This window comes from Zetaproteobacteria bacterium (genome assembly GCA_003696765.1).
Classification (GTDB): domain Bacteria; phylum Pseudomonadota; class Zetaproteobacteria; order Mariprofundales; family J009; genus RFFX01.
Genome location: RFFX01000049.1, coordinates 1 through 20,722 on the forward strand (window position 1 = coordinate 1; position 20,722 = coordinate 20,722).

Below are 20,722 nucleotides of genomic sequence, written 5' to 3' on the forward strand. Positions count from 1 at the left end.
GCCCCCACCCCCATCCGGCCCGGAGCCGTCGCCCGCGCCGGAGAGGAGCCGGTTGGCCTGCAACAACCGCCTGGCCAACATTCCGCCCAGGTTGCGCAGCAGGGTGCAGGCGTGCTTCGGCCGACCGTTGATCCACTCGTCGAGATCGGCATGGAGCAGGAAGAGCAACCGGCTGGGGCAGAGCGTCACGGCGTCGGCGGTGCGTACCGAGCCGTCAACCAGGGCCGCCTCGCCGAAGATGTCGCCCCGCTCCATCACCGCCAGCACCACCCCCTGGTGGCGGATCTCGACCCGCCCCGACAGGAGCAGCAGCGCCCCCGCCCCCTCGTCTCCGGCGTGGAAGATGTACTCCTCGGCCTTGTAGTGGCGCGGATGCATGGTGCTGACGAACCAATGCACCACGCTATCGGGAATCCCGTCGAACAGTGGGTGGCGGCGACAGAGGCTGCCGGCCTCATCCACCCAGCCGGGGTCCGGGCGGAAGAAGTTGAACCACAACGGATTTCGTGCGGAACCTTCGGACATGGACCCTCACCTCGTCCCCCCCCCCCCGGCGGGCGCGCAGGATACGCCGCCTGTGCCACCGGTCAAGCAGCGGCCGTGCGCACCCGAGGAGTTGCCGGCGGCCGCCGGTGCCGGCACCCTTTCCTCCCCGCCGACCACGACTCGGGAATGGTGCGGAAGGAGCCGAAATGCCCAGTACCAGCCATTGGTCCGCCGACCCCGCCCTCTGGTGGGGGGCGATCGCCGTCGCCGGCCTCGCCCTGGAGGCCTTCGTCACCACGCCGCTGCTCTTCCTCTGGCTGGCGGCGGGGGTGGTGGCGCTCCTCCTCTGGCTGACCGGACTGCAGACGACGCCCCCGGAGCAGTTGCTTCTGCTGGGGCTCTGCTCGGCGGCCACCTACCCGCTGGTGCGGCACACCCTCCGGCGACGGGCCGCCCCGCCCACCACCGGAGCCTTCGACGAACAGATCGCCGCCGCGCCGCCGGCCACCATCACCGAAGAGGGGACGGCCCGCTTCGACCGCCCCTTCCTCGGCGCACGGGAGTGGGCGGTCCTCTCCGAAGAGGAGCTCCGCCCAGGCGACCGGGTGCGGGTGACCGATCTTCAGGGCAACACCCTCATCGTCACGAAGGGATGAGGGCTTCGCGGGCAGCCGGCATCCGCGGCCGGGAGGAGACGCGGGCAGACCCGAAGCGTACGAAGGCGAACCAAGAATCGGTAAGGAGGGCGCAACGTCCATGGACGGAGCTGCTGCGCCGGAATCTGGAGGGAGCATGACCGCAGGCATGATCATCATCGGCATCGTCGGCGCGGCACTGGCGCTGGCCGTCATCCTCGGGATCAAGATCGTCCCGCAGGGGGAGAACGATGTGGTGGAGCGGCTCGGCCGCTACCACCGCACCCTCAGGCCCGGGCTGAACTTCATCGTCCCCTTCATCGACTCGGTGGTGGCCAGGGTATCGATGAAGGAGCAGGTGCTGGACATCGCCGGACAGGAGGTGATCACCAAGGACAACGTGGTGATCATCGCCAACGCCGTCGCCTTCATCCAGGTGGCCCACCCCGACCGGGCCATCTACGGCATCGAGGATTACGAGCTCGGCATCGTCAATCTGGTGCAGACCACGCTGCGCAGCATCATCGGCGAGATCGAACTGGATGCCGCGCTCTCCTCCCGCGACGAGATCCGCGCCCGGCTCAAGGCCGGCATCTCGGACAACATCGCCGACTGGGGCATCGTGTTGAAGAACGTGGAGATCCAGGATATCCGCCCCTCCGCCACCATGCAGCAGGCGATGGAGGAGCAGGCGGCCGCCGAACGGCGCAGACGGGCGACGGTCACCGCCGCCGACGGCGAAAAGCAGGCCGCCATCCTCGAAGCGGAGGGGAAGCTCGAAGCGGCCCGGCGCGAGGCCGAAGCCAAGGTGGCGCTGGCCGAGGCCGACCGCAAGGCGATCAGGCTGGTCGGCTCGGCCATCGGGGAGCAGGCGCTGCCGGCCCACTTCCTGGTGGCCGGCCGCTACGTGAAGGCGATGGAGGCGCTGGGGGCCTCGGAGAACGCCAAGACCATCCTGCTGCCGGCCGATCTGCTCGCCGCCGTCCAGGGGCTGCTGGGAAAGGAGAAGGGCTGAGTTGCGCCCGCCCCGGATGACGCGGCGGGAGGGGGGCGCGACGGGCTCCCGCCTGCTGCTCTTCGCGGGCATCTTCCTCATCGTGACCGGGGCGCTGGCCATCTGGCGCAACCACCAGACGGCGACGTGGCCGACGGCCCCCGCCCGCGTGGAGCGGATGGAGCTTGCCCGGACGCCGCTCCCCGGCATCTGCCGCCTCCACATCGCCTACCGCTACCGCGTCGGCCGATCCGAGCGGAGCAGCAGCCGGCTCTGGCGTCAGGATCCGGTCCCCTTCGTCCCCTGCATCCGGGGGGCGGCGCTCCTTCACCGGCTGCAACGGGCGCGGGGGCTGCAGGCCGCCTTCAACCCGAAGCGGCCGGAGGAGGCGGTGCTGCGCCCCGGAGGGATCGGAAGCGCATGGCTGCTGCCCGCTGCAGGCGCCCTGCTCCTGCTGGTCGCCGCGCGAAGCGGCCGCCCCGCAGCGCCCTCCCGCCCGGTGCAGGGGGCAGACACAGCACAGCCGGCGCCCTTCTCCCTGCGCCGCAAACGCCCGACCACCCCGATCCTCATCGCCGCCCGACTGATCGGTGCGCTCTTCACCCTGGGCTTCCTGGCGATCTTCCTCAAGCTGGTGCTGCTGGATCAGGGGACCGCTCCTCCGCCGCGCGAAACGGCCCGCACACCGACCGCCGCCGGGCGCACGGCGCATCAACAGGCGCCCCGCAGGGCTCCGACCGCGCCCACCACCCCGCAGCGGAAGGGGACTGCAGCCACCCGGCCCCCCCTCCCCACCGGCGGGAGGGTGGTGGCGCAGACCATCGAGCCGCCGGCGGCGCGGCCGTTCCGGCCGCCCACCCCGTCGAAGGAGCTGCGCGCCTTTCTGGCGCGGATCGCGCACGAACCCTCGCCCTGCGCCGCGCTGCTGCCGAAGATCGACCGCCGCATCTCCGCCGGAGGCGACCTCGACGCCCTCTTCGCCCGGCTGCAGCGCTGCAAGTGGCAGCGGCAGAGCTACAGCGAGGAGAAGGCGGCGTCGCTGCTATTCCGCTTCTCCCGGCCCGACCCCTGGCCGGAGGAGCGCGCCATCCGCAAGGTGATCACCGCCATGGCCGCACGCCTCCACCCCCCGGCGGGGGTCAAGGTCTACCCCGTTCCGGTCGGCAAGGCGCCGGTGGTCAACGGCTTCCTCTCCGAGGAGTGGAACGACGCCCTCCTCTTCGCCCCCAAGGGCTCCGCGGGACGAGTCTACCTCAAGAGCGACGGCCGGCGCATCTACCTCGGCATCGCCGTGCCGACCCACCCCGGAAGCCGGGGTTCCGACTCGGTCATGGTGCTGCTCCACACCCACCTCTCACCCCACTTCGCCAACGAATACTTCTTCATCTACCAGGACGGCCGTCCGAGCGCGGGCTACCGCACCAACCTGATCCGGCCGTCGGACGCACCCGAGGTAAGCGACTGGCGCGAGATCCGGAAGCTGCCCGCGGCGATCCGCTGGAAGGCCTCCGGCGTGGTCTACGACGGCGGCGTCTTCCCCTTCCCGCTGACCGCGACCACCGTGCGGGGGGAAATGCGCATGTATGAGGCGGCGATCGATCCGCAGCGAATCGGCATCCCGACCGGCCACCCATTCGCGCTGGGGCTGGTGATCAGCGCCGGCGTCCCCGACGGTCGCGGCAGCCGGGAGATCTGGCCGTTCAAACAGGACTACGCCACCCACGGCTCCGCATGGGAGGTATGGCTGACCATGCCACCGCCGAAAGGGTGACGAGCCAGGCCGGCCGGTGCATCACCGCCCGTCTGTGGCCTCCGCGTCACGGGCGGCCGCGGTGAGGAAGGCTGCGATCTCCGCCCACGATCGGCAGCGCCGGCCGCGCCGCGGCAGGTCGTGCCGTCCTTCCGGGTCGTAGAGGATGGCGCAGCACGTTGCCGGAAAGGAGGCGTCGGCCACCACCTCGGGCAGGTCGTCGACGAAATGGGTGCAACCGAGCGCGGCGATGCGGGCCAGCTTCTCCCGACGGGTGGGGGCGAAATGGATCCGCGCCTCGTCGATCAGCGGCCGCCCCTCCCGGTCGACCAGACGGCGCCGGATCCAGCGACGGGCGGCGCCGTGCAGATCGTAGGGGGGGCCGACCACCGGGCGGGCGGTCTTGTGGCTGACGATGGAGATGGAGACCCTAAGTTCGCGCAAGGCCGCAATGCACCCGACCACGCCGGGGGCGGGGAGCGCCTCATCCATCCGGGCGCCGTAGACATAGCCCTGCAGTTCGGTCCAACGCCGCTCCCGCCCCGTCCTGCGGAGATGGTCGCGCACGGCGAGCTTGGAGGGAGGCAGCGATGCGGGCACCAACCCCTGCTCCAGCGCGACGGCGTGGAAGAGACGGTCGTAGCAGACGATGGTGTTGTCGAAGTCGAGCCCCAGCCGGACGGTGGCGCCCATCCCGGTGGCATCGCAACAGCGCCGGCCCCGGTCCGGCGGCGTGCTCACCCCGCGGCCCCGCGCACCCGTTCGCGCAGCCCCCGCAGGGCGCCGACCCCTCCCATCCGCCACACCGCCCACAGCCCGGGCAGCGCCCCCAACGTGATCAGCAGCAGCCACAGGGCGGCCAATGCGCCCCCCTGCGCCTCGCTCCCGCCGAAGAAGAGCACAAAGCCGACATACCCGCTCTCGCGAAGCCCGAGGCCATTGAGCGAGAGCGGCACCATGGAGAGGAGCGCCACCAGGCCGGCCATCACGCCGTAGGCGGGCCAGCCGAACGGCAGCCCCAACGCCATGCCGAGCAGCAGATGGATCTGCACCATGATCAGTTGGATCAGCAGCGACAGCCCCAGCGCGAGCCACCAGGCGCGGCCAAAGCGCGCCCCGTCCAGCGGCAGCCGATGCAGCCAACCCGGTCGCGCCGGCAGCCGGCGATGCAGCCACGGCCAGCCAACCATCACCACCGCCATCCCCGCCACCAGCGCCGACCAGCCCAGCCAAAGCGCCTGCGGCCAGTCGAAGAAGGGCAGGCAGCCGCTGACCACCGCCACCAGCGCGTAGAGGCCGTTGATCCGGTCGAGCAGCACGCTGGCGGCCGCCTCCACACCGACACCGCTGCGCCCTCCGCCTCTGGCCAGCAGCACGCCGCGTACCACGTCCCCGCCGACGATCGACGGCAGAAAGAGGCTGGTGAAGGCGCCGACGAAAAAGAGCCGCACCTTGCGCCGGGTGGAGACCTCCAGCCCCAGGCCGCGTGCGATCACCGCCCAGCGCACCCCGCTGATGCAGTAGGAGAGCAGCAGACAGGCCAGCGCCGCACCGACCCACCGGGAATCGGCCCCCCCCAGCTGCCGTGCCACCGCCGACAGATCGACCCACCAGGCCAGCCCGGCGAGCACAGCCAGCGAGACGCCGAACTTCAACCAGAGGGGCAAGGAACTACCCGGCCCCTTCCCCGACGAGATCGAGCACCAGCTTGCCGGTCGCATGCCCCTGCTCGATCGTCCTGTGGGCATGGGCCGCCTGCTCCAGTGGCAGCAGTTCGCTGACCCGCACCACCAGCCTGCGCTGCTCCATCAACTGGCCGCACTGCTCGAGAATCGCCGCCTGATGGCGCAGCCCCTCCTCCAGCCCCAGCACCATCGGGGTGAGCATCAACTCCTGACTGATGCGCACATTGCGCAGCCTCAGCCCCTTGAGATCGGCATCGGCGGGCAGCTGCAGCAGGGTGACCAGGTCTCCGTAGGGGCGCACCAGCGCCGCCGCCTGATGGAATGCCTCCCCGCCCACCGTGTCAAGGGCGACATCAACGCCCTCCCCTCCGCTCCAGTCGCGCACCCGCGCCACCACATCCTCGCGATCGTAGCGCACCACCAGATCGGCTCCGAGCTCCGCCATCCACGCCGCCTTCTCCGCGCTGCCCACCGTTGTGGCCACCGCGCAGCCGGCCACCCTGGCCAGCTGGATCGCCACATGGCCGACCCCGCCGCCCCCGCCGTGGATCAGCACCTTCATCCCTTCATGCAGCCGGGCGCGGTCGAACAGCGCCTCCCATGCGGTGATCAGCACCAGCGGCGCCGCAGCAGCAGTGGCCATCTCCAGCCCGGCGGGAATGGCACACAACGCGGCGGCATCGACCAGCGTGTAGTCGGCATAGTTGCCGAACGGCTGCCCCAGCCCGCCGTAGCAGTAGAAGACCGCATCCCCCGGGCGCACCTCGCCTACCGCATCGCCCACCGCCGCCACCACACCGGCGCCGTCGCAACCGAGCACAGCCGGCGGCTGGCCGAAGTAGAGACCACGGCGGCGCAGCTTGGTGTCGATCGGATTGACGCCGGCGGCATGCACCCGCACCAGCACCTGCCGTCCGTCGCTGATCTCCGGGCGCGGCAGCTCGCTCAGCTTGAGCACCTCCGGCCCGCCGGTCCGTTGCATCACCATGGCACGCATCTTCTCTCCCCCATCACGACCGTCGTACCTCGCTGCAGCTTACGCCGCGGCGGCACCTTCGGCAAATCCGCCTTGCAGATCGCCCGGAGTGCGGCAGCGTTGGAGCTCATGGCTCCCCTCCGCGCCATCGTCGCCGCGCTGCTGTTGCTTTACGCCTGCCGATTCGACCCCATCGGCCTGCAGCTGGCCGACGGCTGGCACGCCTCCTCGGTGGCGGTCTGGCGCCGCGTCCATCCCGACATGATCGCCGTCGCCCCCGACCACAACTACCTCTACATCACCTGCGAGACCCGCGCCGGCCTCAACGCCCCCAGCCTCTACCTGCACAACCTGCAGAGCGGCAGGAGCGTGCTGCTCGTCAGCGGACTCAACCGTGCCGACGGGCTGAAGCTGGCCCCCGACGGCAGCCTCTGGATCGGCGAGGAGTTCGACCACGGCCTGATCTGGCGGGTGGCCGAGCCGGGCAAGCTGCCCGCGGAGCAGTTCGTCCAGCGCGACAAGGCGGCCGCCTCCCATCCGGCCATCGCCCCGCTGCGCCGCGCCGGCCGCTTCGCCCACGAAGGCATCGCCTTCGCCCGCGACGGCGGCTACGCCTATCTGGCCGACGAGAATCCGCACGGCGCGCTCTACCGCTACCGCATGCGCCCGCCCCACCTGCTGCAACTGCTCGACGGCCGGCTCCACTGGCGCACGGTGCCCGATCCGCTTGATGCGCGCGCCTTCGCCCGCAGGGTGGGGGCGACGCAGTTCAACCGGATGGAGGATATCGAAGTCCTCGACGACGGCCGGCTGCTCATCGCCGAGACCGATGCGCCACGCATCATCGCCGTCACCGACCTGGGGGCGCGCGCCACCGTCACCACCTACCTCGCCGACCGCCGCATCCACCACCCCGACAACCTGGCCTGGGACGCCGGCCGCCACTGGCTGTGGATCACCGACGACGACCGCCCTTCGCGGCTGTGGCGCTGGGACGGCCTCCATCTTAGGCAGATCGCCCGCCACGACCACGCCGAGATCACCGGCGTCACCCCCCTCGGCGACGACATCCTGATCAACCTGCAGGGGCGCGACGACGGCCCGGAGCTGACCGTGCGGCTGCGTGAGGAGCGCGCACAGTGAGCGACAACCACCAGCCGATCATCGAGGACGAAGGGCAGCTGATCGACCACCTCGCCCGTGGTTGCAAACCGCGGTCGGCCTGGCGCATCGGCACCGAACACGAGAAGATCGCCTTCCACCGCCGCACGCTCCGCCCGGTGCCCTACCACGGCCCAGGGGGGATCGGCGCACTGCTGGCGCGGCTGGCGGAGGGGGGGGGGTGGGAGCCGCTCTACGAAGGCGACCACATCGTCGCCCTCAGCCGGGGGGGGGCGTCGATCACGCTGGAGCCGGGCGGCCAGATCGAGCTCTCCGGCGCCCCGCTCGACTCGCTCTTCGCCACCTGCGCCGAGGTGCACGACCATCTGGCGCGGCTCGAGGAGGTGACACGCGATCTGGAGATCGGTTTCCTCGGCATCGGCTTCCAGCCGAAGTGGCGGCGGGAGGAGATCGACTGGATGCCCAAGGGACGCTACCGGATCATGCGCGCCTACATGCCCGGGCGGGGGAGCCTCGGTCTGGACATGATGCTGCGCACCGCCACCGTGCAGGCCAACCTCGACTTCTCCGACGAGGCCGACATGGCGCGCAAGATGCGCATCGCCACCGCCCTGCAGCCGCTGGCCACCGCCCTCTTCGCCGCCAGCCCGTTCCGCGACGGCGCCCCCTCCGGCTGGCGCTCCACCCGCGCCGCCTGCTGGCTGGATACCGACCCCGACCGCACCGGCATCCCCCCCTGCGTCTTCCAGGAGCACTTCGGCTTCGCCGACTACGTGGCGTGGGCGCTCGATGTGCCGATGTACTTCGTGCGCCGGGATGGCCGCTACATCGACTGCAGCGGCGCCTCCTTCCGCGACTTCCTCGCCGGCAGGCTGGCGCAGCTTCCCGGAGAACGGCCGACAATCGACGACTGGGCCGACCACCTCTCCACCCTCTTCCCCGAAGTGCGGCTCAAGCAGTTCCTCGAGATGCGCGGCGCCGACGCCGGCGCCTCCAACTGGATCTGCGCCCTGCCGGCGCTGTGGAAGGGGCTGCTCTACGACCCGCTGGCGATGGACGAAGCGTGGGCGATGATCGCCGACTGGTCGCTGGCGGAGGTGTGCGATCTGCGCGTCCGCGCCCCGCGCGACGCGCTGGCCGCCACCTTCCGCGGTACCACGTTGCAGCCGCTCTGCCGGCGGATGGTGGAGATCGCCCGCGCGGGACTGGACCGCATCGCCGAGGAGGCCGGCCGCCGCAGCGAGGCCTGCTTCCTCGACCCGCTCTCCAGTGCGCTGGAGGAGGGCGCCACCCAGGCCGACCGGATGCTGGCGCTCTACCACGGCGCTTGGCGCGGGCGGATCGAGCCGGCCTTCGACTACTGCATGCATTGACCCCTGTGGAAGCAGCCGTGCCCCCGCACTTTCGCTGGCTGGGCGAGGCCGACTGCCCGAGGCTGCTTCGCCGCATGCAGCAGCACGCCCGGGCGGTGCGGCACGATACGGCGTCGGAGGAGGTCTGGTTCTGCCACCATCCGCCGATCTACACCACCGGACGGCGGGGGGTGGACAACCGAACCCGACCGGAGCTGCCGGCGCCGCTGCTGGTCACCGACCGCGGCGGCGAGACCACCTTCCACGGCCCGGGCCAGCTGCTCTGCTACCCGATCATCGACCTCAAGCGGCGACGCATCGCGGTGCGCCGCTTCGTCGCGCTGCTCGAGGAGAGCTGCATCGGGCTGCTGGCCGGATGCCGGATCGCCGCCGGTCGACGAGCAGGGCTGCCCGGGGTGTGGAGCGCGCGCGGCAAGATCGCGGCCATCGGCCTGCGCATCGACGACGGGGTGAGCCGCCACGGCATGGCGCTCAACGTCACCACCGATCCCGCCTGGTTCGCCCCCATCCGCCCCTGCGGGCTGGAGGCGGGGATCGATCGCATCGCCGACCACACCAGCCCGCCGCCGCTGGAGACGCTGGCCGGATCGTGGTTCCGGCTGCTGGTTGCGCTGCTGTCGGGGGAAGGAAGAGGTCAGTGACCCTGCTTGTGGCCGAAGTAGCCGGCCAGCGAGACCAGCAGGATGCCGCCGCCCATGTAGAGGATGTTGAGCGGGTTGTCGAAGGTGACATGGAGCACCTGCTTGAAGAAGGCGACGATCAAGATCATCAGGATCACCTTGCCCAGCCGATCCTTGAGGTCGTCGAGGCTGGAGACCTGCAGGATGTTGCCGGCGTGCTCGGAGCCGCGGGCGCACTCGATCTTGCCGATGTGCAGCTCGTAGACGCCGAGGGCGAAGATCAGCAGCACCATGGCCAACAGGAAGTCGTCCACCGCGGTGATCACGTGGCTGACCACCACCACGTGGAACGACTCGATGTCATGGCCGCCGAAATAGACCTGGATGAACTCAATCAGCAGCACCCCCATGTCCCAGGCGGAGGAGATGAACAGCAGCGCCATCCCCACCACGCAGGACCAGACGGCGAGCAGCGTCAGGTAGCGCGAGCCCCAGAGCAGCCGCTCGAGGAAGTCGTTGAGTGCGGAGCGCTGCCGGTCCGCCATCAGGCGGGCTCGCCCGCCGGCACCGCGGCAGGCGCATCACGCCCGAGGGCCGCATCACCGCCGGCGAGGGTCTCCACCCGCCAGCTCTCCGGCTCGGTCAGCAGCTTCTGCACCAGCCGGTGGTTGCAGGCGTGGCCGGTGCGCTCCCCCTCGAAGGCGCCGACGATCGGCATGCCGGCCAGCGCCAGATCGCCCACCGTATCGAGGATCTTGTGGCGCACGCACTCGTCCTCGTAACGCAGCCCCCCTTCGTTGAGCACCCGGTAGGCATCGAGGCAGACGGCGTTCTCCAGCGAGCCGCCCAGCGCCAGCCCCATCTTCTGCAGCGACTCCACCTCGTGCAGGAAGCCGAAGGTGCGCGCACGGCTCACCTCGCGGGTGTAGGCCTGACGGGAGAAATCGATGGTGACCCGGCGGTTGCTGAGCAGCGGGTGGTCGTAGTCGAGCAGGTAGGAGACGCGAAACCCCTGCGCCGGGTAGAGGGCACACCGCTTGTCGCCCTCCTCCACCGCCACCCGACGCAGGATGCGCATCACCCGCTTGGGGCGCTCCTGGGTGCGGATGCCGGCGCACTGGATAAGGAAGACGAACGGCGCCGCCGAGCCGTCCATAATCGGTACTTCACCGCCATTGACTTCGACGCGGGCGTTGTCCACCCCGAGGCCGGCCAGCGCGGAGAGCAGATGCTCGACGGTGGAGACGGTCGCCCCGTCGCGCCCCAGCGTGGTGCAGAGCCGGGTGTCGGCGACGAACTCCGAGCGGGCCGGAATCTCCACCCCGAGATCGGAACGGACGAAGGTGATCCCGCTGCCCGCCGGAGCCGGATGGAGCGTCAGCTCGATCCGCTTCCCCGAATGGAGGCCGATGCCCCCACAATGGATCGCGCGATTGAGTGTCCGCTGTGCAATCATCGACCTGCCCCCCTCGCAGTCACCACAAGCAACGTTCCGATGCCGCACGGCATGCGCCGTGCGCGGCCAATCCTGTCAAAAACAAGGACCATTGCAAGCTATTATCCGAGCTAATCGGCCTGTCGGCGCAGGAAAGCCGGGATGTCGATGTTGTCCGGGTCGACGAAGATCGGCTCGAAATCGTCGCCCCGGTCGTCGGTGCCGGTACGAACGGTCTGCCCCTGCTGCGACGGAGCCACCCCCGGAATGACCAGCGGCGGCTGGCTCCCCGGGGTACGTGCCGGACGCCTCCCCTCGACCGGACGCACCGTCGCCCCCTGCCCCTGGTTGAGGCCGGTGGCCACCACGGTCACCCGCATCTCGTCGCCCGCCTCGTTGTCGTAGACCATGCCGCAGATGACGTTGGCGTCGTCGTCGGCCATCTGCTGCACGATGGAGACCGCACTGTCGTACTCGGCCAGGGTCATCTCCTCGCTGCCGGTGACGTTGATCAGGATCCCCTGGGCGCCGTGGATGTCGACATCCTCGAGCAGCGGCGAGGAGATGGCCCGCTCCGCCGCCTCGATCGCCCGGTTCTCCCCGCTGGCCGTGCCCGACCCCATCATGGCCAGCCCGCGGCTGCCGCTCATCACCGCCTTCACATCGGCGAAGTCGACGTTGACGTAGCCGGTCTCGGTGATCAACTCGGAGATGCCGCGCACCGCCTGCAGCAACACGTCGTCGGCCTGACGGAAGGCGTCGAGCATCGAGGTGTTCTTGCCCACCGCGCCGATCAGCTTCTGGTTGGGGATGGTGATCAGGGTGTCGACATGCTTGCTCAACTCGGCGATGCCCGCCTCCGCCTGGCGCATGCGCCGTTTGCCCTCGAAGTGGAACGGCTTGGTCACCACCGCCACGGTGAGGATGCCGAGCTCGCGGGAGATCTCGGCGATCACCGGCGCCGCCCCGGTGCCGGTGCCACCGCCCATGCCGGCGGTGACAAAGACCATGTCGGCCCCGCGCAGGCACTCCCGGATGGCGTCGCGCTCCGACTCGGCGGCATCCCGACCGATCTGGGGATCGGCCCCCGCGCCCAGACCGCGGGTCAACTCGGCGCCGAGCTGCAGCTTGGTCTCGGCCTGGTTGCGCTCGATCGCCTGGGCGTCGGTGTTGGCCACGATGAACTCCACGCCGGAGAGATGGTGGGAGATCATGTTGTTCAAGGCGTTGCCGCCGCCTCCGCCCACGCCGATCACCTTGATCCTGGCGGACAGTGTGCTGCTCTCTTCGAAAAAGATGGACATGGTAGGCTCCTCCTGACGGGCTAAATGATGATGGTTGGAATCGGGATTGCAAAAGGGGGATGGCCGCGACCGCGGCATGGTCCGTACGGGGCGCGGATCACGAGGTGTCTCCGAACCAGGCGCGCATCCGCTGCCAGATGCCCGGCCCCTTGGTCCGGGCCTTCTTCTGCCGTTGCTGCGACCCCAGCCGATACCGGCGGCCGTAGAAGACCAGCCCGGCACCGGTGGAGTAGATCGGTGTGGAGACCACGTCGACCAGCCCGCCGATCCCCCTGGGCATCCCCAGCCGCACCGGCGCATCGAACACCTCCTCGGCCAGCTCGACCATCCCGTTGAGCAGACTGCTGCCGCCGGTCAGCACCACGCCCGCGGAGAGCTGACGGCGGAAGCCGGACTGATCGAGATGGGACTTGACCATCTCGAAGAGCTCGTCGACACGGGGCTCGAGGATCTGGGTCATCACCTGCCGCGGCATGGTGCGCGGCTCATGGCCGCCGACGCTGGGCACCTCGATCATCTCGTCGGCCGGCACCAGCCGGGTGAGGCAGGCGCCGTACTTGCGCTTGAGGATGTCGGCCTCGCGCGGCGAGGTACGCAGCCCCACCACCAGGTCGTTGGTCAGATGGTCCCCGCCGACGGGGATGACCGAGGTGTGCTGGATGGCGCCGCCGTGGAAGACGGCGATGTCGGTGGTGCCGCCGCCGATGTCGATCAACACCACGCCGATCTCCTTCTCGTCCGGCAGCAGTACCGCTTCGCTGGAGGCGAGCTGTTCGAGCACGATGTCGGCCACCTCGAGGCCGCAGCGGTGGCAGCACTTGATGATGTTCTGCGCCGAGGAGACCGCGCCGGTGACCACGTGCACCTTCGCCTCCAGCCGCACGCCGCTCATCCCCACCGGCGACTTGATCCCCTCCTGGCCGTCGATGATGTAGTCCTGCGGCAGGATGTGCAGCACCTTCTGATCGGCGGGGATGTTCATCGCCTTGGCCGCCTCGATCACCCGCTCGACATCCTCGGCGGAGACCTCGCCGTTCTTGGTCGCCACCACGCCGTGGCTGTTGTAGCCGTGGATGTGGCTGCCGGCGATGCCGGTGTAGACCGTCTTGATCTCCACCCCGGCCATCAGCTCCGCCTCCTCCACCGCCAGCCGGATCGACTCCACCGTGGCGTCGATGTTGACCACCACCCCCTTGCGCAACCCGCGCGACGGGTGGGTGCCGATGCCGATCACATCGAGCTTTCCGTCCGGCGTGCTCTCGGCCACGATACAGGCGATCTTGTGGGTGCCGATATCGAGCCCGACGATCAACTGCTGCTGTTCCTTCATGATCGGATCACAAAACGTCCCTCCGTGGACGTTTTGACTTCACGGGGATCGAAGAGCGCGCTCTTCGATCGCCTCACCCATCCGTCGGCTGCGCCTGCAACCTCCGGATCTGCGCGGCCCTCCTGGCCGCGGATGCCGGCATCCCTTGAGGCCGGCCTAAATCACCGCCCTGTCGCCGTAGCCGGCGCGGAGATACCAGCGGTCGCGCTGGCGCGCATCGACCCGCCAATGGCCGTGGCGCCAGCGCGGCTCGTCGAGCAGCTCCATGATCCGCTCCACCCGGCGCGGCGCGGCCCCGTCCAGCGGCAGCCGCCACTGCGCTCCCCGGCTCAGGTTGATGCGCAGCTGGCCGTCGTCACGGACGATCAGCTCGCTCATCCCGGCGAGCCGGCGGGGATCAAGCCGCCGCACACGCTGCAGCAGCGCGGTCAGTCGCGGCAGGCAGCCCCGGTCGCGGGTACGCAAGAGCGGCAGATCCTGCAGCTCGCCGCGCCTGAGCGGCCGGTAGGGCACCCCGGCGCCGTCGACCAGCATCACCCGTCCGTCGCCGCCGCTCCACAACGCCACCGGCCTGCGCACCTCCGCCCGGATGCGCAACAGATGGGGCAATCTGCGCTCCACCTCGATGGTATCGATGTCGGGCTCCAGCCGCCGCAACCGCTCGGCCACCCGCCCGGGCATGCCGGCGACGAATCCGAGCGGCGCCATCTCCTGCAGGCGGCGCGAGACGGCCCGCTGCAGCACCGGATCGTCGCAGCGCACCTGCCAGGCGCGGACCGCCATCGCCCGGTCGAGCAGCATCAGCCCCAGCACCACGCCGGTGGCGATCAGCAGCACCGGCCCCGCCCGGCGCAGCCCGGCGCAGCAACCGCGCACCCCCCGCCGCAGCCACTCAGCCGCCATGCAGCCGCGCCCCCGCAAGGATGCGCCGGCAGAGCTCGTCGAAGCCGATGCCGGCGGCGGCCGCCGACTTGGGCAGCAGGCTGTGGTCGGTCATGCCGGGGATGGTGTTGACCTCCAGCACCACCGCTGCACCGCCTCCATCGAGGATCATGTCCACCCGCGGCGCGCCGCTGCAGCCGAGCAGCGCGCAGACCCGCTCGGCCCGGCGCATGCAGCCACGCAGGCTCTCGGGCGGGATCTCCGCCGGGCAGAGGTAGCGCGTGCGCGCCGACTCGTACTTGGCGGTGTAGTCGTAGAGCCCCCCCGCCGGCCGCACCTCGACCGGCGGCAATGCCCGCCCGTCGAGCACCGAGACGGCCAGCTCGACACCCGCCACCGGCATCTCGGCCAGCCAGCCGTCACCGTCGAACCCGTCGGGCAGCTCCTCCGGCCGCGTCACCCGCCGCATCCCGACGCTCGACCCCCCGGCCACCGGCTTGACGATCACCGGGTAGCGCACCGGCCGCCCCCGCGCATCGAGCGGGATGTCGACCGGCAGCGGGATGTCGTGGGCGCGTAGCAACGCCTTGCACAGCCGCTTGTCCATGCAGAGCGCCGAGGCGGTCACCCCGGAACCGGTATAGGGGATCCCCAGCAGTTCGAGCGCCCCCTGCACGATGCCGTCCTCGCCGAAGGTGCCGTGCAGCGCGAGGAAGGCGCGCTCGATCCGCGCCTGCCGGATCGCCGCAATCCAGTCGCCCTCCGGCGTCAGATCGACCTCCACCACCGTATGGCCCAGACGGGTAAGCGCGGCAGAGACTGCTCGACCCGACTGGAGCGAAATCTCCCGCTCCGCCGAGCTCCCGCCCATCAGGACGCCGACCCTCATGCCTGATGGAATCGCAAAAAGTCCGTCCGTGGACTTTTTGCTCGACGGCCGTCCATGGCCGCAATGATGGTTTCTTGCGAAACCATCATGCCCGCCCCCCAACCACCCGCAGCTCCGGCTCCAGTCGGATGCCGAAGCGCTCCTCCACCCGCTCCCGGGCCAGCTCCATCAGCGCCAGCACATCGGCGCTGCGCGCCCCGCCCAGGTTGACGATGAAGTTGGCGTGTTGCGACGAGATCTCCGCCCGACCGATGCGATGGCCGCGCAATCCGGCCGCCTCGATCAGCCGCGCGGCATAATCCCCCTCGGGGTTGCGAAAGACCGAGCCGCAGTTGGGCAGGGAGAGCGGTTGGCTGGCGCCGCGCCGGGCGCGCATGTCGCGGATGCGCCGCCGGATCTGCTCCGGCCGGTCGGGGCGGAGCCGGAAGGTGGCGGAGAGCACCACCGCGCCCGCCGGCAGCCGGCAGGTGCGGTAGGCGAAGCCGAGTGCCGAGCGGTCGACCCGACGGCGGGTGCCGTCGACGGCGGCCAGCTCCACCTCGGTGACGCAGTCGGAGAGCTGCTGGCCGAAGGCGCCGGCGTTCATCGCCACCGCCCCGCCGATCTCGCCGGGAACGGTGGCCATGAACTCGACACCGGCCAGCCCCTCCTCCACGCAGCGCGCGGAGAGCGCCGACATCCGCACCCCGGCGCCGCAGCGCACCCGCGTTCCCTCGACCTCCATCCGGTCGAGCCGGTCGAGATCGAGCACCACGCCGTCGAACCCTTCATCGACCACCAGCAGGTTGCTGCCGCGCCCGAGCGGCAGCCGCGGCAGATCGGGCGGCAGCAGCGCCAGCGCGCGACAGAGCGCCTCGGCGGAGTCGGGGCGGAAATACCAGCGCGCCGGCCCGCCGATTCCCAGCGTGGCATGGGCGGCCATCGGCTCGTCCTGCCGCAGCGCACCCAGCGCTCGCAACCGTTCCGGCCAGCCCATCAGCCGGATGCCCCGCGCAGCGCCCGGGCGACCGACCCGATCGAGCCGGCGCCGAGCAGCAGCACCACGCCGCCCGCGGCAAGCCGATCGCGGCAACAGGCCTCGGCGGCGTCGAGATCGTCGAGCAGCGCCACCGCGCGGTGGCCGCGCCGCCGCAGCCGGTCGGCCAGCGCCGCCGAGTCGGCCCCGGCGATCGGCTCCTCGCCGGCGGAATAGATCGGCAGTAGATGGAGCTCGTGCACCGCATCGAACACATCGGCGAACCGGTCGAGCAGCGCCTGTGTGCGGCTGTAGCGATGGGGCTGGAACAGCGCCACCAGCCGGCGGTCGGGCCACGCCTCGCGGGCGGTGGCGATGGTGGCGGCGATCTCCGCCGGATGGTGGCCGTAGTCGTCGACCAGCACCCCGCCGAGCAGCTGGTCGACCTGAAAGCGGCGTTCGATGCCGCCGAACGAGGCGATCCCCGCCGCGATCGCCTCAGGATCGACCCCCAGCCGGTGGAGCACCGCCACCGCGGCCAGCACGTTCTCTGCGTTGTGGGCCCCGGGCAGAGCCAGCTCGAGGCTGAGCGGCTGCGGCTCGCCGCGCACCGCCACGGTCAACTGCTGGCGCATCCCGCGAACCACCCGCGCCTGCAACGTCACATCGGCCTGCGGGCTGACGCCGTAGGTGCGCACCGGTTTGTGCAGCCGAGCGCGGATGCCTGCCACCCGCGGATGGCTGTGGTGCAGCACGGCGCAGCCGTAGAATGGGGTGCGGTTGGCGAAGTCGGTGAAGGCCTGCTCCAGCCGCTCCACCGTGCCGTAGTGGTCGAGATGCTCGGGATCGATGTTGCTGATCACGGTGATCATCGGAGAGAGGCGCAGAAAGGAGCCGTCGCTCTCGTCGGCCTCGGCCACCAGCCACGGGCTGGCCCCCAGCCGGGCGTTCTCCCCGCCGGCGATCAGCCGCCCGCCGATGACGAAGGTGGGATCGAAGCCGGCCTGCTCCATGCCGTGGGCGATGAGCGAGGTGATGGTGGTCTTGCCGTGGCTGCCGGCCACCGCCACGCCGCGCTTCATCCGCATCAGCTCGGCGAGCATCTCGGCGCGCGGGATCACCGGGATGCCGCGGGCATGCGCCTCGGCCACCTCCGGGTTCTCCCCGCGCACCGCCGAGGTGACCACCACCACCTCGGCCGCGCCGAGATGTTCCGCCCGGTGGCCACGCCAAACCGGAATCCCCAGCCGGCGCAGCCGCGCCACCGTCGCGCTCTCGACCAGATCGCTCCCCTGCACGACGAACCCCTGGTTGTGCAGCACCTCGGCGATGCCGCTCATGCCGATGCCGCCGATGCCGGTGAAGTGGATCACCCGAACCAGCTGCTTCATGATCCGGCCGCCGGTTGCGGAATCCACGGGGCCAGCGCGTCGAGCAGCGCCCCCAATGCATCGACCGGCGCCCGGCTGCGGGAGGCGGTGTGCATCGCCGCCCGTGCCCGCTCGTCGCCCAACAACGGCGCGATCTCCCCGGTCAACCGCGCCACCGTCGCCTCCTCCTGACGCAGCAGCCTGGCGCCACCGACCCGCACCAGGGCGGCGGCGTTGTGGTACTGGTGGTCGTCGGCCGCCGTGGGCAGCGGTACGAACAGCGCCGGCATCCCCACCGCCTCGACCTCGGCCACGGTCATCGCCCCGGCGCGGGCGACCAGCAGATCGCCCGCCGCATAGAACCCCTCCATCCGGTGGCAGAACTCCTCCACCTCGGCGGCCACCCCCGCCCGGCGATAGGCGGCGGCCACCTCCGCCCGGTTGCCGCGTCCGCACTGGTGGCGCACCGAGAACTCCAGCCCGCGCTCGCGCAGCGCGGCGGCCACCTGCGGCATGGTCCGGTTGAGAAACCGGGCCCCCTGCGAGCCGCCGAGCACCAGCAGCACCGGCGGCCGATGGGGTCGCCAGCGCAGATCGGCGATCTCCCGCCGCACCGGGTTGCCGCAGACCACGCAGTCGATGCCGGAAGCGAGGTGGTCGCGGGCGGCGGCCATCCCCAGCACCACCCGGCGGCAGAAGCGGGCCAGTCTTCGGTTGACCATGCCGGGAACCGCATTCTGCTCGTAGAGCACCACCGGCACCCGGGCGCAGAGGGCGGCGGCCACCCCCATGGCGCTGGCATAGCCGCCGACACCGACCACCAGCGCCGGCCGGCCGCCGCGCCAGTGGCGCAGGATCCGCCACACCGCCCGCGGCAGCTCCCCGACCACCACCCGCAGCCGCTGCCACATCCCGGCGCCGGCGACGGCGTGCATGGTCAACAACAACACCTCCTCGCCGCGCTCGGGCAGCAGCCGCGCCTCCAGCCCGCGCTCGGCGCCGATGAAGCGGACCGCCAGATGGGGCCAGCGCCGGCGCAGCCCGTCGGCCAGCGCCAGCGCCGGCATCAGATGGCCGCCGGTGCCGCCGCCGGCGATGCAGATCCACGGAGCGGTCATGCCACCACCGGAATGCGCCGTTTTGGGGCGGAAACCTTCTGCCGGCTGTTCTCCGGCAGATGGCGCTGCACCGAGAAGATCAACCCCATCAGCAGACAATCGCCGAGCAGCGCGCTGCCACCGTAGGAGACGAACGGCATCGGCATCCCCTTGGTCGGCATCAGGCCGCTGGAGGCGCCGAGATTGATCATGAAGGTGAAGGCGAGCATCATGGTGCAACCGAGCACCACCAGCCGCTCGTAGAGCACCCGGCTCTTCATGGCGATCCGGTAGCAGCGGGCGATGAGCAGGGCGAAGAGCAGGATCAGCGACAGCGTGCCGACCAGCCCCAGCTCCTCGCCGATCACCGCGGCGCGATGAAGTCGGTGAACGACTCCGGCAGGTAGAAGAGCTTCTGCACCCCCTGACCCAGGCCGACGCCGTCCACCCCGCCGGAGCCGTAGGCGAGGATCGACTGGGCCAGCTGGTAGTCGCTGCCGTAGGGGTCGTCCCACGGATCGATGAAGCTGAGGAAGCGCTTGACCCGGTAGGGGGCGGAGGCGATGGCCGCCGCCGCAAAGAGGATCACCGACACCACCATGCCGGCCATGTAGCGCAGCGGCACCCCGCCGAGGAACCACATGCCGACCGAGACCGCGACGATGAGCATCGCGCTGCCGAAGTCGGGCTGAAGCAGCAGCAGGCCGACGAAGACGATCAGCACCACCAGCATCGGCGCCAACCCGTTGCGCAGCGAGGAAAGCCGCTCGGGAAAGCCGGCCAGGTAGTAGGCCATGTAGAGCACCACCACCGCCTTGACCAGCTCCACCGGCTGCAGGGTGAGGCCGGCGAAGGAAAACCAGCGCCGGGCGCCGTTGAGCCGGGTGCCGACGCCGGGGATCAGCACCAGCATCATCAAGGCGAGGGCCGCCGGCATCAGCCAGCCCAGCGTCGCCGCCCGGATCCAGGAGAGATCGATGCGCGACACCCCCCAGGTGATGAGCAGCCCGAGCGGCAGGTAGAAGAGCCAGTGGCGTACGATCCGCCAGGGATCGCCGAAGCGGGTGTCGGCCACCGCCAAGCTGGCGCTGGAGATCATCACAAGACCGAAACCGAGCAGGATCAGCATGAGGCCGAGCAACATCCCGTCCATCGGCGCCAGGGAGGCGCTGCGCTCGACCGTGACCCGACCGGCCACCACCCTCATCCGAGCTGCTCCACCGCGCGGACGAATGCCTCTCCGCGCGCGGCATAGTCGGCATAGAGGTCGAAGCTGGCCGCCGCCGGCGCCAGCACCACGGGAAGGGGGGGCTGCACCGCGGCGGCGCGGGCGACCGCATCCTCCATCCCATCGGCCACCTCCCAGGCCACCGCGGCGGCACGGGCCAGTGCGACGAACGGTTCCGGATCGCGGCCGATCACCACCATCCGTTCCACACCGTCGCGTACCGCCGGGAGGAGCGGCTTCAGGTCGCACCCCTTGGTCACCCCGCCGCAGATCCAGACCGCGCGACCGAGCGCCCGCAGCGCGGCGGCGGCCGCCGCCGGATTGGTCGCCTTGGAGTCGTCGTACCAGTCGCGCCCACGGCGACGGCCGATCCACTGCAGCCGATGGGGCAGGCCGCGGAAGCTGGAGAGCCCCTCGCGGATCACCGCCTCGCCCACCCCGAAATCGGCCGCTCCCTGGGCGGCGACGGCCAGATTGCACTGCTGGTGGCGTCCTCGCAGCCGCAGCCTCTCCAGAGGGAAGCTGGCGCGCCCCCCTTCCCGTCGCTGCCAGCAGAGCCGCCCGCCATCGATCCCCACATCGACCCCCGCC

Annotated in this window: 21 protein-coding genes; 6 read left to right on the top strand and 15 right to left on the bottom strand. The window is 70.7% G+C overall.

Going from position 1 to position 20,722, the window contains the following annotated elements; genetic code table 11:
* Positions 1–525, bottom strand: a 525-nt coding sequence (locus D6682_04940; GenBank protein RMH51273.1) for a cyclic nucleotide-binding domain-containing protein, incomplete at its 3' end; no start/stop codon positions are given.
* A gap of 167 nt (positions 526–692) precedes the next feature.
* Between D6682_04940 and D6682_04945 the strand changes: the two genes are divergently transcribed.
* The 3 genes from D6682_04945 to D6682_04955 all read left to right on the top strand — a co-directional run bounded on the left by D6682_04945 (position 693) and on the right by D6682_04955 (position 3,886).
* A complete protein-coding gene (locus D6682_04945; GenBank protein ID RMH51256.1) occupies positions 693–1,142 on the top strand; it encodes a hypothetical protein in 450 nt (149 codons plus the stop codon).
* Positions 1,143–1,278: 136 nt separating this feature from the next.
* Complete coding sequence (locus D6682_04950) at positions 1,279–2,136, top strand: paraslipin (GenBank protein ID RMH51257.1); 858 nt, start codon at positions 1,279–1,281, stop codon at positions 2,134–2,136.
* A gap of 16 nt (positions 2,137–2,152) precedes the next feature.
* Complete coding sequence (locus tag D6682_04955; GenBank protein RMH51258.1) at positions 2,153–3,886, top strand: DUF3592 domain-containing protein; 1,734 nt, start codon at positions 2,153–2,155, stop codon at positions 3,884–3,886.
* A gap of 21 nt (positions 3,887–3,907) precedes the next feature.
* On the opposite strand, the gene D6682_04960 is transcribed toward D6682_04955, so the two are convergent.
* The 3 genes from D6682_04960 to D6682_04970 are packed head-to-tail and all read right to left on the bottom strand — an operon-like array spanning position 3,908 to position 6,547.
* The gene (locus tag D6682_04960; protein ID RMH51259.1) at positions 3,908–4,558 is read right to left on the bottom strand and encodes a haloacid dehalogenase-like hydrolase; all 651 of its coding nucleotides are present in this window, start codon (positions 4,556–4,558) and stop codon (positions 3,908–3,910) included.
* A gap of 44 nt (positions 4,559–4,602) precedes the next feature.
* Positions 4,603–5,586 carry a UPF0104 family protein gene (locus D6682_04965; protein RMH51260.1) on the bottom strand — a complete coding sequence of 328 codons (984 nt, stop codon included), beginning with the start codon at positions 5,584–5,586 and terminating at the stop codon, positions 4,603–4,605.
* Positions 5,537–6,547 carry an alcohol dehydrogenase gene (locus D6682_04970; GenBank protein RMH51261.1) on the bottom strand — a complete coding sequence of 337 codons (1,011 nt, stop codon included), beginning with the start codon at positions 6,545–6,547 and terminating at the stop codon, positions 5,537–5,539. The genes D6682_04965 and D6682_04970 overlap by 50 nt, the downstream gene beginning before the upstream one ends.
* Positions 6,548–6,646: 99 nt before the next feature.
* Between D6682_04970 and D6682_04975 the strand changes: the two genes are divergently transcribed.
* Genes D6682_04975 through lipB form a run of 3 tightly spaced genes read left to right on the top strand, consistent with a single transcriptional unit; the run spans position 6,647 to position 9,662 of the window.
* The gene (locus D6682_04975) at positions 6,647–7,669 is read left to right on the top strand and encodes a hypothetical protein (protein RMH51262.1); all 1,023 of its coding nucleotides are present in this window, start codon (positions 6,647–6,649) and stop codon (positions 7,667–7,669) included.
* 17 nt (positions 7,670–7,686) lie between these two features.
* Positions 7,687–9,021, top strand: coding sequence for a glutamate--cysteine ligase (locus D6682_04980; protein RMH51274.1), 1,335 nt, complete (start codon positions 7,687–7,689; stop codon positions 9,019–9,021).
* Between the two features lie 17 nt (positions 9,022–9,038).
* Positions 9,039–9,662, top strand: a complete 624-nt coding sequence (lipB, locus tag D6682_04985) for a lipoyl(octanoyl) transferase (protein RMH51263.1) — start codon at positions 9,039–9,041, stop codon at positions 9,660–9,662.
* Here the strand turns inward: lipB and D6682_04990 are convergent.
* From D6682_04990 to D6682_05040, 11 genes are all read right to left on the bottom strand, one after another.
* Positions 9,656–10,186: a YqhA family protein gene (locus D6682_04990; protein RMH51264.1), complete on the bottom strand. Its 531-nt coding sequence runs from the start codon at positions 10,184–10,186 to the stop codon at positions 9,656–9,658. The genes lipB and D6682_04990 overlap by 7 nt on opposite strands.
* Positions 10,186–11,097, bottom strand: coding sequence for a UDP-3-O-acyl-N-acetylglucosamine deacetylase (locus D6682_04995; protein RMH51265.1), 912 nt, complete (start codon positions 11,095–11,097; stop codon positions 10,186–10,188). The genes D6682_04990 and D6682_04995 overlap by 1 nt, the downstream gene beginning before the upstream one ends.
* Positions 11,098–11,207: 110 nt before the next feature.
* The gene (gene ftsZ, locus D6682_05000; GenBank protein RMH51266.1) at positions 11,208–12,380 is read right to left on the bottom strand and encodes a cell division protein FtsZ; all 1,173 of its coding nucleotides are present in this window, start codon (positions 12,378–12,380) and stop codon (positions 11,208–11,210) included.
* A gap of 97 nt (positions 12,381–12,477) precedes the next feature.
* Positions 12,478–13,710, bottom strand: a complete 1,233-nt coding sequence (gene ftsA, locus D6682_05005) for a cell division protein FtsA (protein RMH51267.1) — start codon at positions 13,708–13,710, stop codon at positions 12,478–12,480.
* A gap of 156 nt (positions 13,711–13,866) precedes the next feature.
* Positions 13,867–14,631, bottom strand: a complete 765-nt coding sequence (locus D6682_05010; protein ID RMH51268.1) for a hypothetical protein — start codon at positions 14,629–14,631, stop codon at positions 13,867–13,869.
* Positions 14,603–15,481, bottom strand: coding sequence for a D-alanine--D-alanine ligase (locus D6682_05015; GenBank protein ID RMH51269.1), 879 nt, complete (start codon positions 15,479–15,481; stop codon positions 14,603–14,605). The genes D6682_05010 and D6682_05015 overlap by 29 nt, the downstream gene beginning before the upstream one ends.
* Positions 15,482–15,566: 85 nt before the next feature.
* Positions 15,567–16,457, bottom strand: a complete 891-nt coding sequence (gene murB, locus D6682_05020) for a UDP-N-acetylmuramate dehydrogenase (GenBank protein RMH51270.1) — start codon at positions 16,455–16,457, stop codon at positions 15,567–15,569.
* Positions 16,457–17,827, bottom strand: coding sequence for a UDP-N-acetylmuramate--L-alanine ligase (locus tag D6682_05025; protein ID RMH51275.1), 1,371 nt, complete (start codon positions 17,825–17,827; stop codon positions 16,457–16,459). Before D6682_05025 ends, murB begins: the two co-directional genes overlap by 1 nt.
* Positions 17,824–18,924: an undecaprenyldiphospho-muramoylpentapeptide beta-N-acetylglucosaminyltransferase gene (gene murG, locus D6682_05030; protein ID RMH51271.1), complete on the bottom strand. Its 1,101-nt coding sequence runs from the start codon at positions 18,922–18,924 to the stop codon at positions 17,824–17,826. The genes D6682_05025 and murG overlap by 4 nt, the downstream gene beginning before the upstream one ends.
* Positions 18,921–20,255: an FtsW/RodA/SpoVE family cell cycle protein gene (locus D6682_05035; GenBank protein ID RMH51276.1), complete on the bottom strand. Its 1,335-nt coding sequence runs from the start codon at positions 20,253–20,255 to the stop codon at positions 18,921–18,923. Before D6682_05035 ends, murG begins: the two co-directional genes overlap by 4 nt.
* A complete protein-coding gene (locus D6682_05040) occupies positions 20,107–20,709 on the bottom strand; it encodes a hypothetical protein (GenBank protein ID RMH51272.1) in 603 nt (200 codons plus the stop codon). The genes D6682_05035 and D6682_05040 overlap by 149 nt, the downstream gene beginning before the upstream one ends.
* Positions 20,710–20,722 lie beyond the last annotated feature (13 nt).

Bases quoted from the DNA above. Each gene is read 5' to 3' on its own strand.
- D6682_04945 (RMH51256.1), top strand. From the start codon at position 693: ATGCCCAGTACCAGCCATTGGTCCGCCGACCCCGCCCTCTGGTGGGGG.
- D6682_05035 (RMH51276.1), bottom strand. From the start codon at position 20,255: ATGGGATGGAGGATGCGGTCGCCCGCGCCGCCGCGGTGCAGCCCCCCC.
- D6682_04970 (RMH51261.1), bottom strand. From the start codon at position 6,547: ATGCGTGCCATGGTGATGCAACGGACCGGCGGGCCGGAGGTGCTCAAG.
- D6682_04950 (RMH51257.1), top strand. From the start codon at position 1,279: ATGACCGCAGGCATGATCATCATCGGCATCGTCGGCGCGGCACTGGCG.
- D6682_04995 (RMH51265.1), bottom strand. From the start codon at position 11,097: ATGATTGCACAGCGGACACTCAATCGCGCGATCCATTGTGGGGGCATC.
- D6682_05015 (RMH51269.1), bottom strand. From the start codon at position 15,481: ATGAGGGTCGGCGTCCTGATGGGCGGGAGCTCGGCGGAGCGGGAGATT.
- D6682_04960 (RMH51259.1), bottom strand. From the start codon at position 4,558: ATGGGCGCCACCGTCCGGCTGGGGCTCGACTTCGACAACACCATCGTC.
- ftsZ (RMH51266.1), bottom strand. From the start codon at position 12,380: ATGTCCATCTTTTTCGAAGAGAGCAGCACACTGTCCGCCAGGATCAAG.
- ftsA (RMH51267.1), bottom strand. From the start codon at position 13,710: ATGAAGGAACAGCAGCAGTTGATCGTCGGGCTCGATATCGGCACCCAC.
- murG (RMH51271.1), bottom strand. From the start codon at position 18,924: ATGACCGCTCCGTGGATCTGCATCGCCGGCGGCGGCACCGGCGGCCAT.
- D6682_04965 (RMH51260.1), bottom strand. From the start codon at position 5,586: ATGCGACCGGCAAGCTGGTGCTCGATCTCGTCGGGGAAGGGGCCGGGT.
- D6682_04955 (RMH51258.1), top strand. From the start codon at position 2,153: ATGACGCGGCGGGAGGGGGGCGCGACGGGCTCCCGCCTGCTGCTCTTC.
- D6682_05025 (RMH51275.1), bottom strand. From the start codon at position 17,827: ATGAAGCAGCTGGTTCGGGTGATCCACTTCACCGGCATCGGCGGCATC.
- D6682_04990 (RMH51264.1), bottom strand. From the start codon at position 10,186: ATGGCGGACCGGCAGCGCTCCGCACTCAACGACTTCCTCGAGCGGCTG.
- murB (RMH51270.1), bottom strand. From the start codon at position 16,457: ATGGGCTGGCCGGAACGGTTGCGAGCGCTGGGTGCGCTGCGGCAGGAC.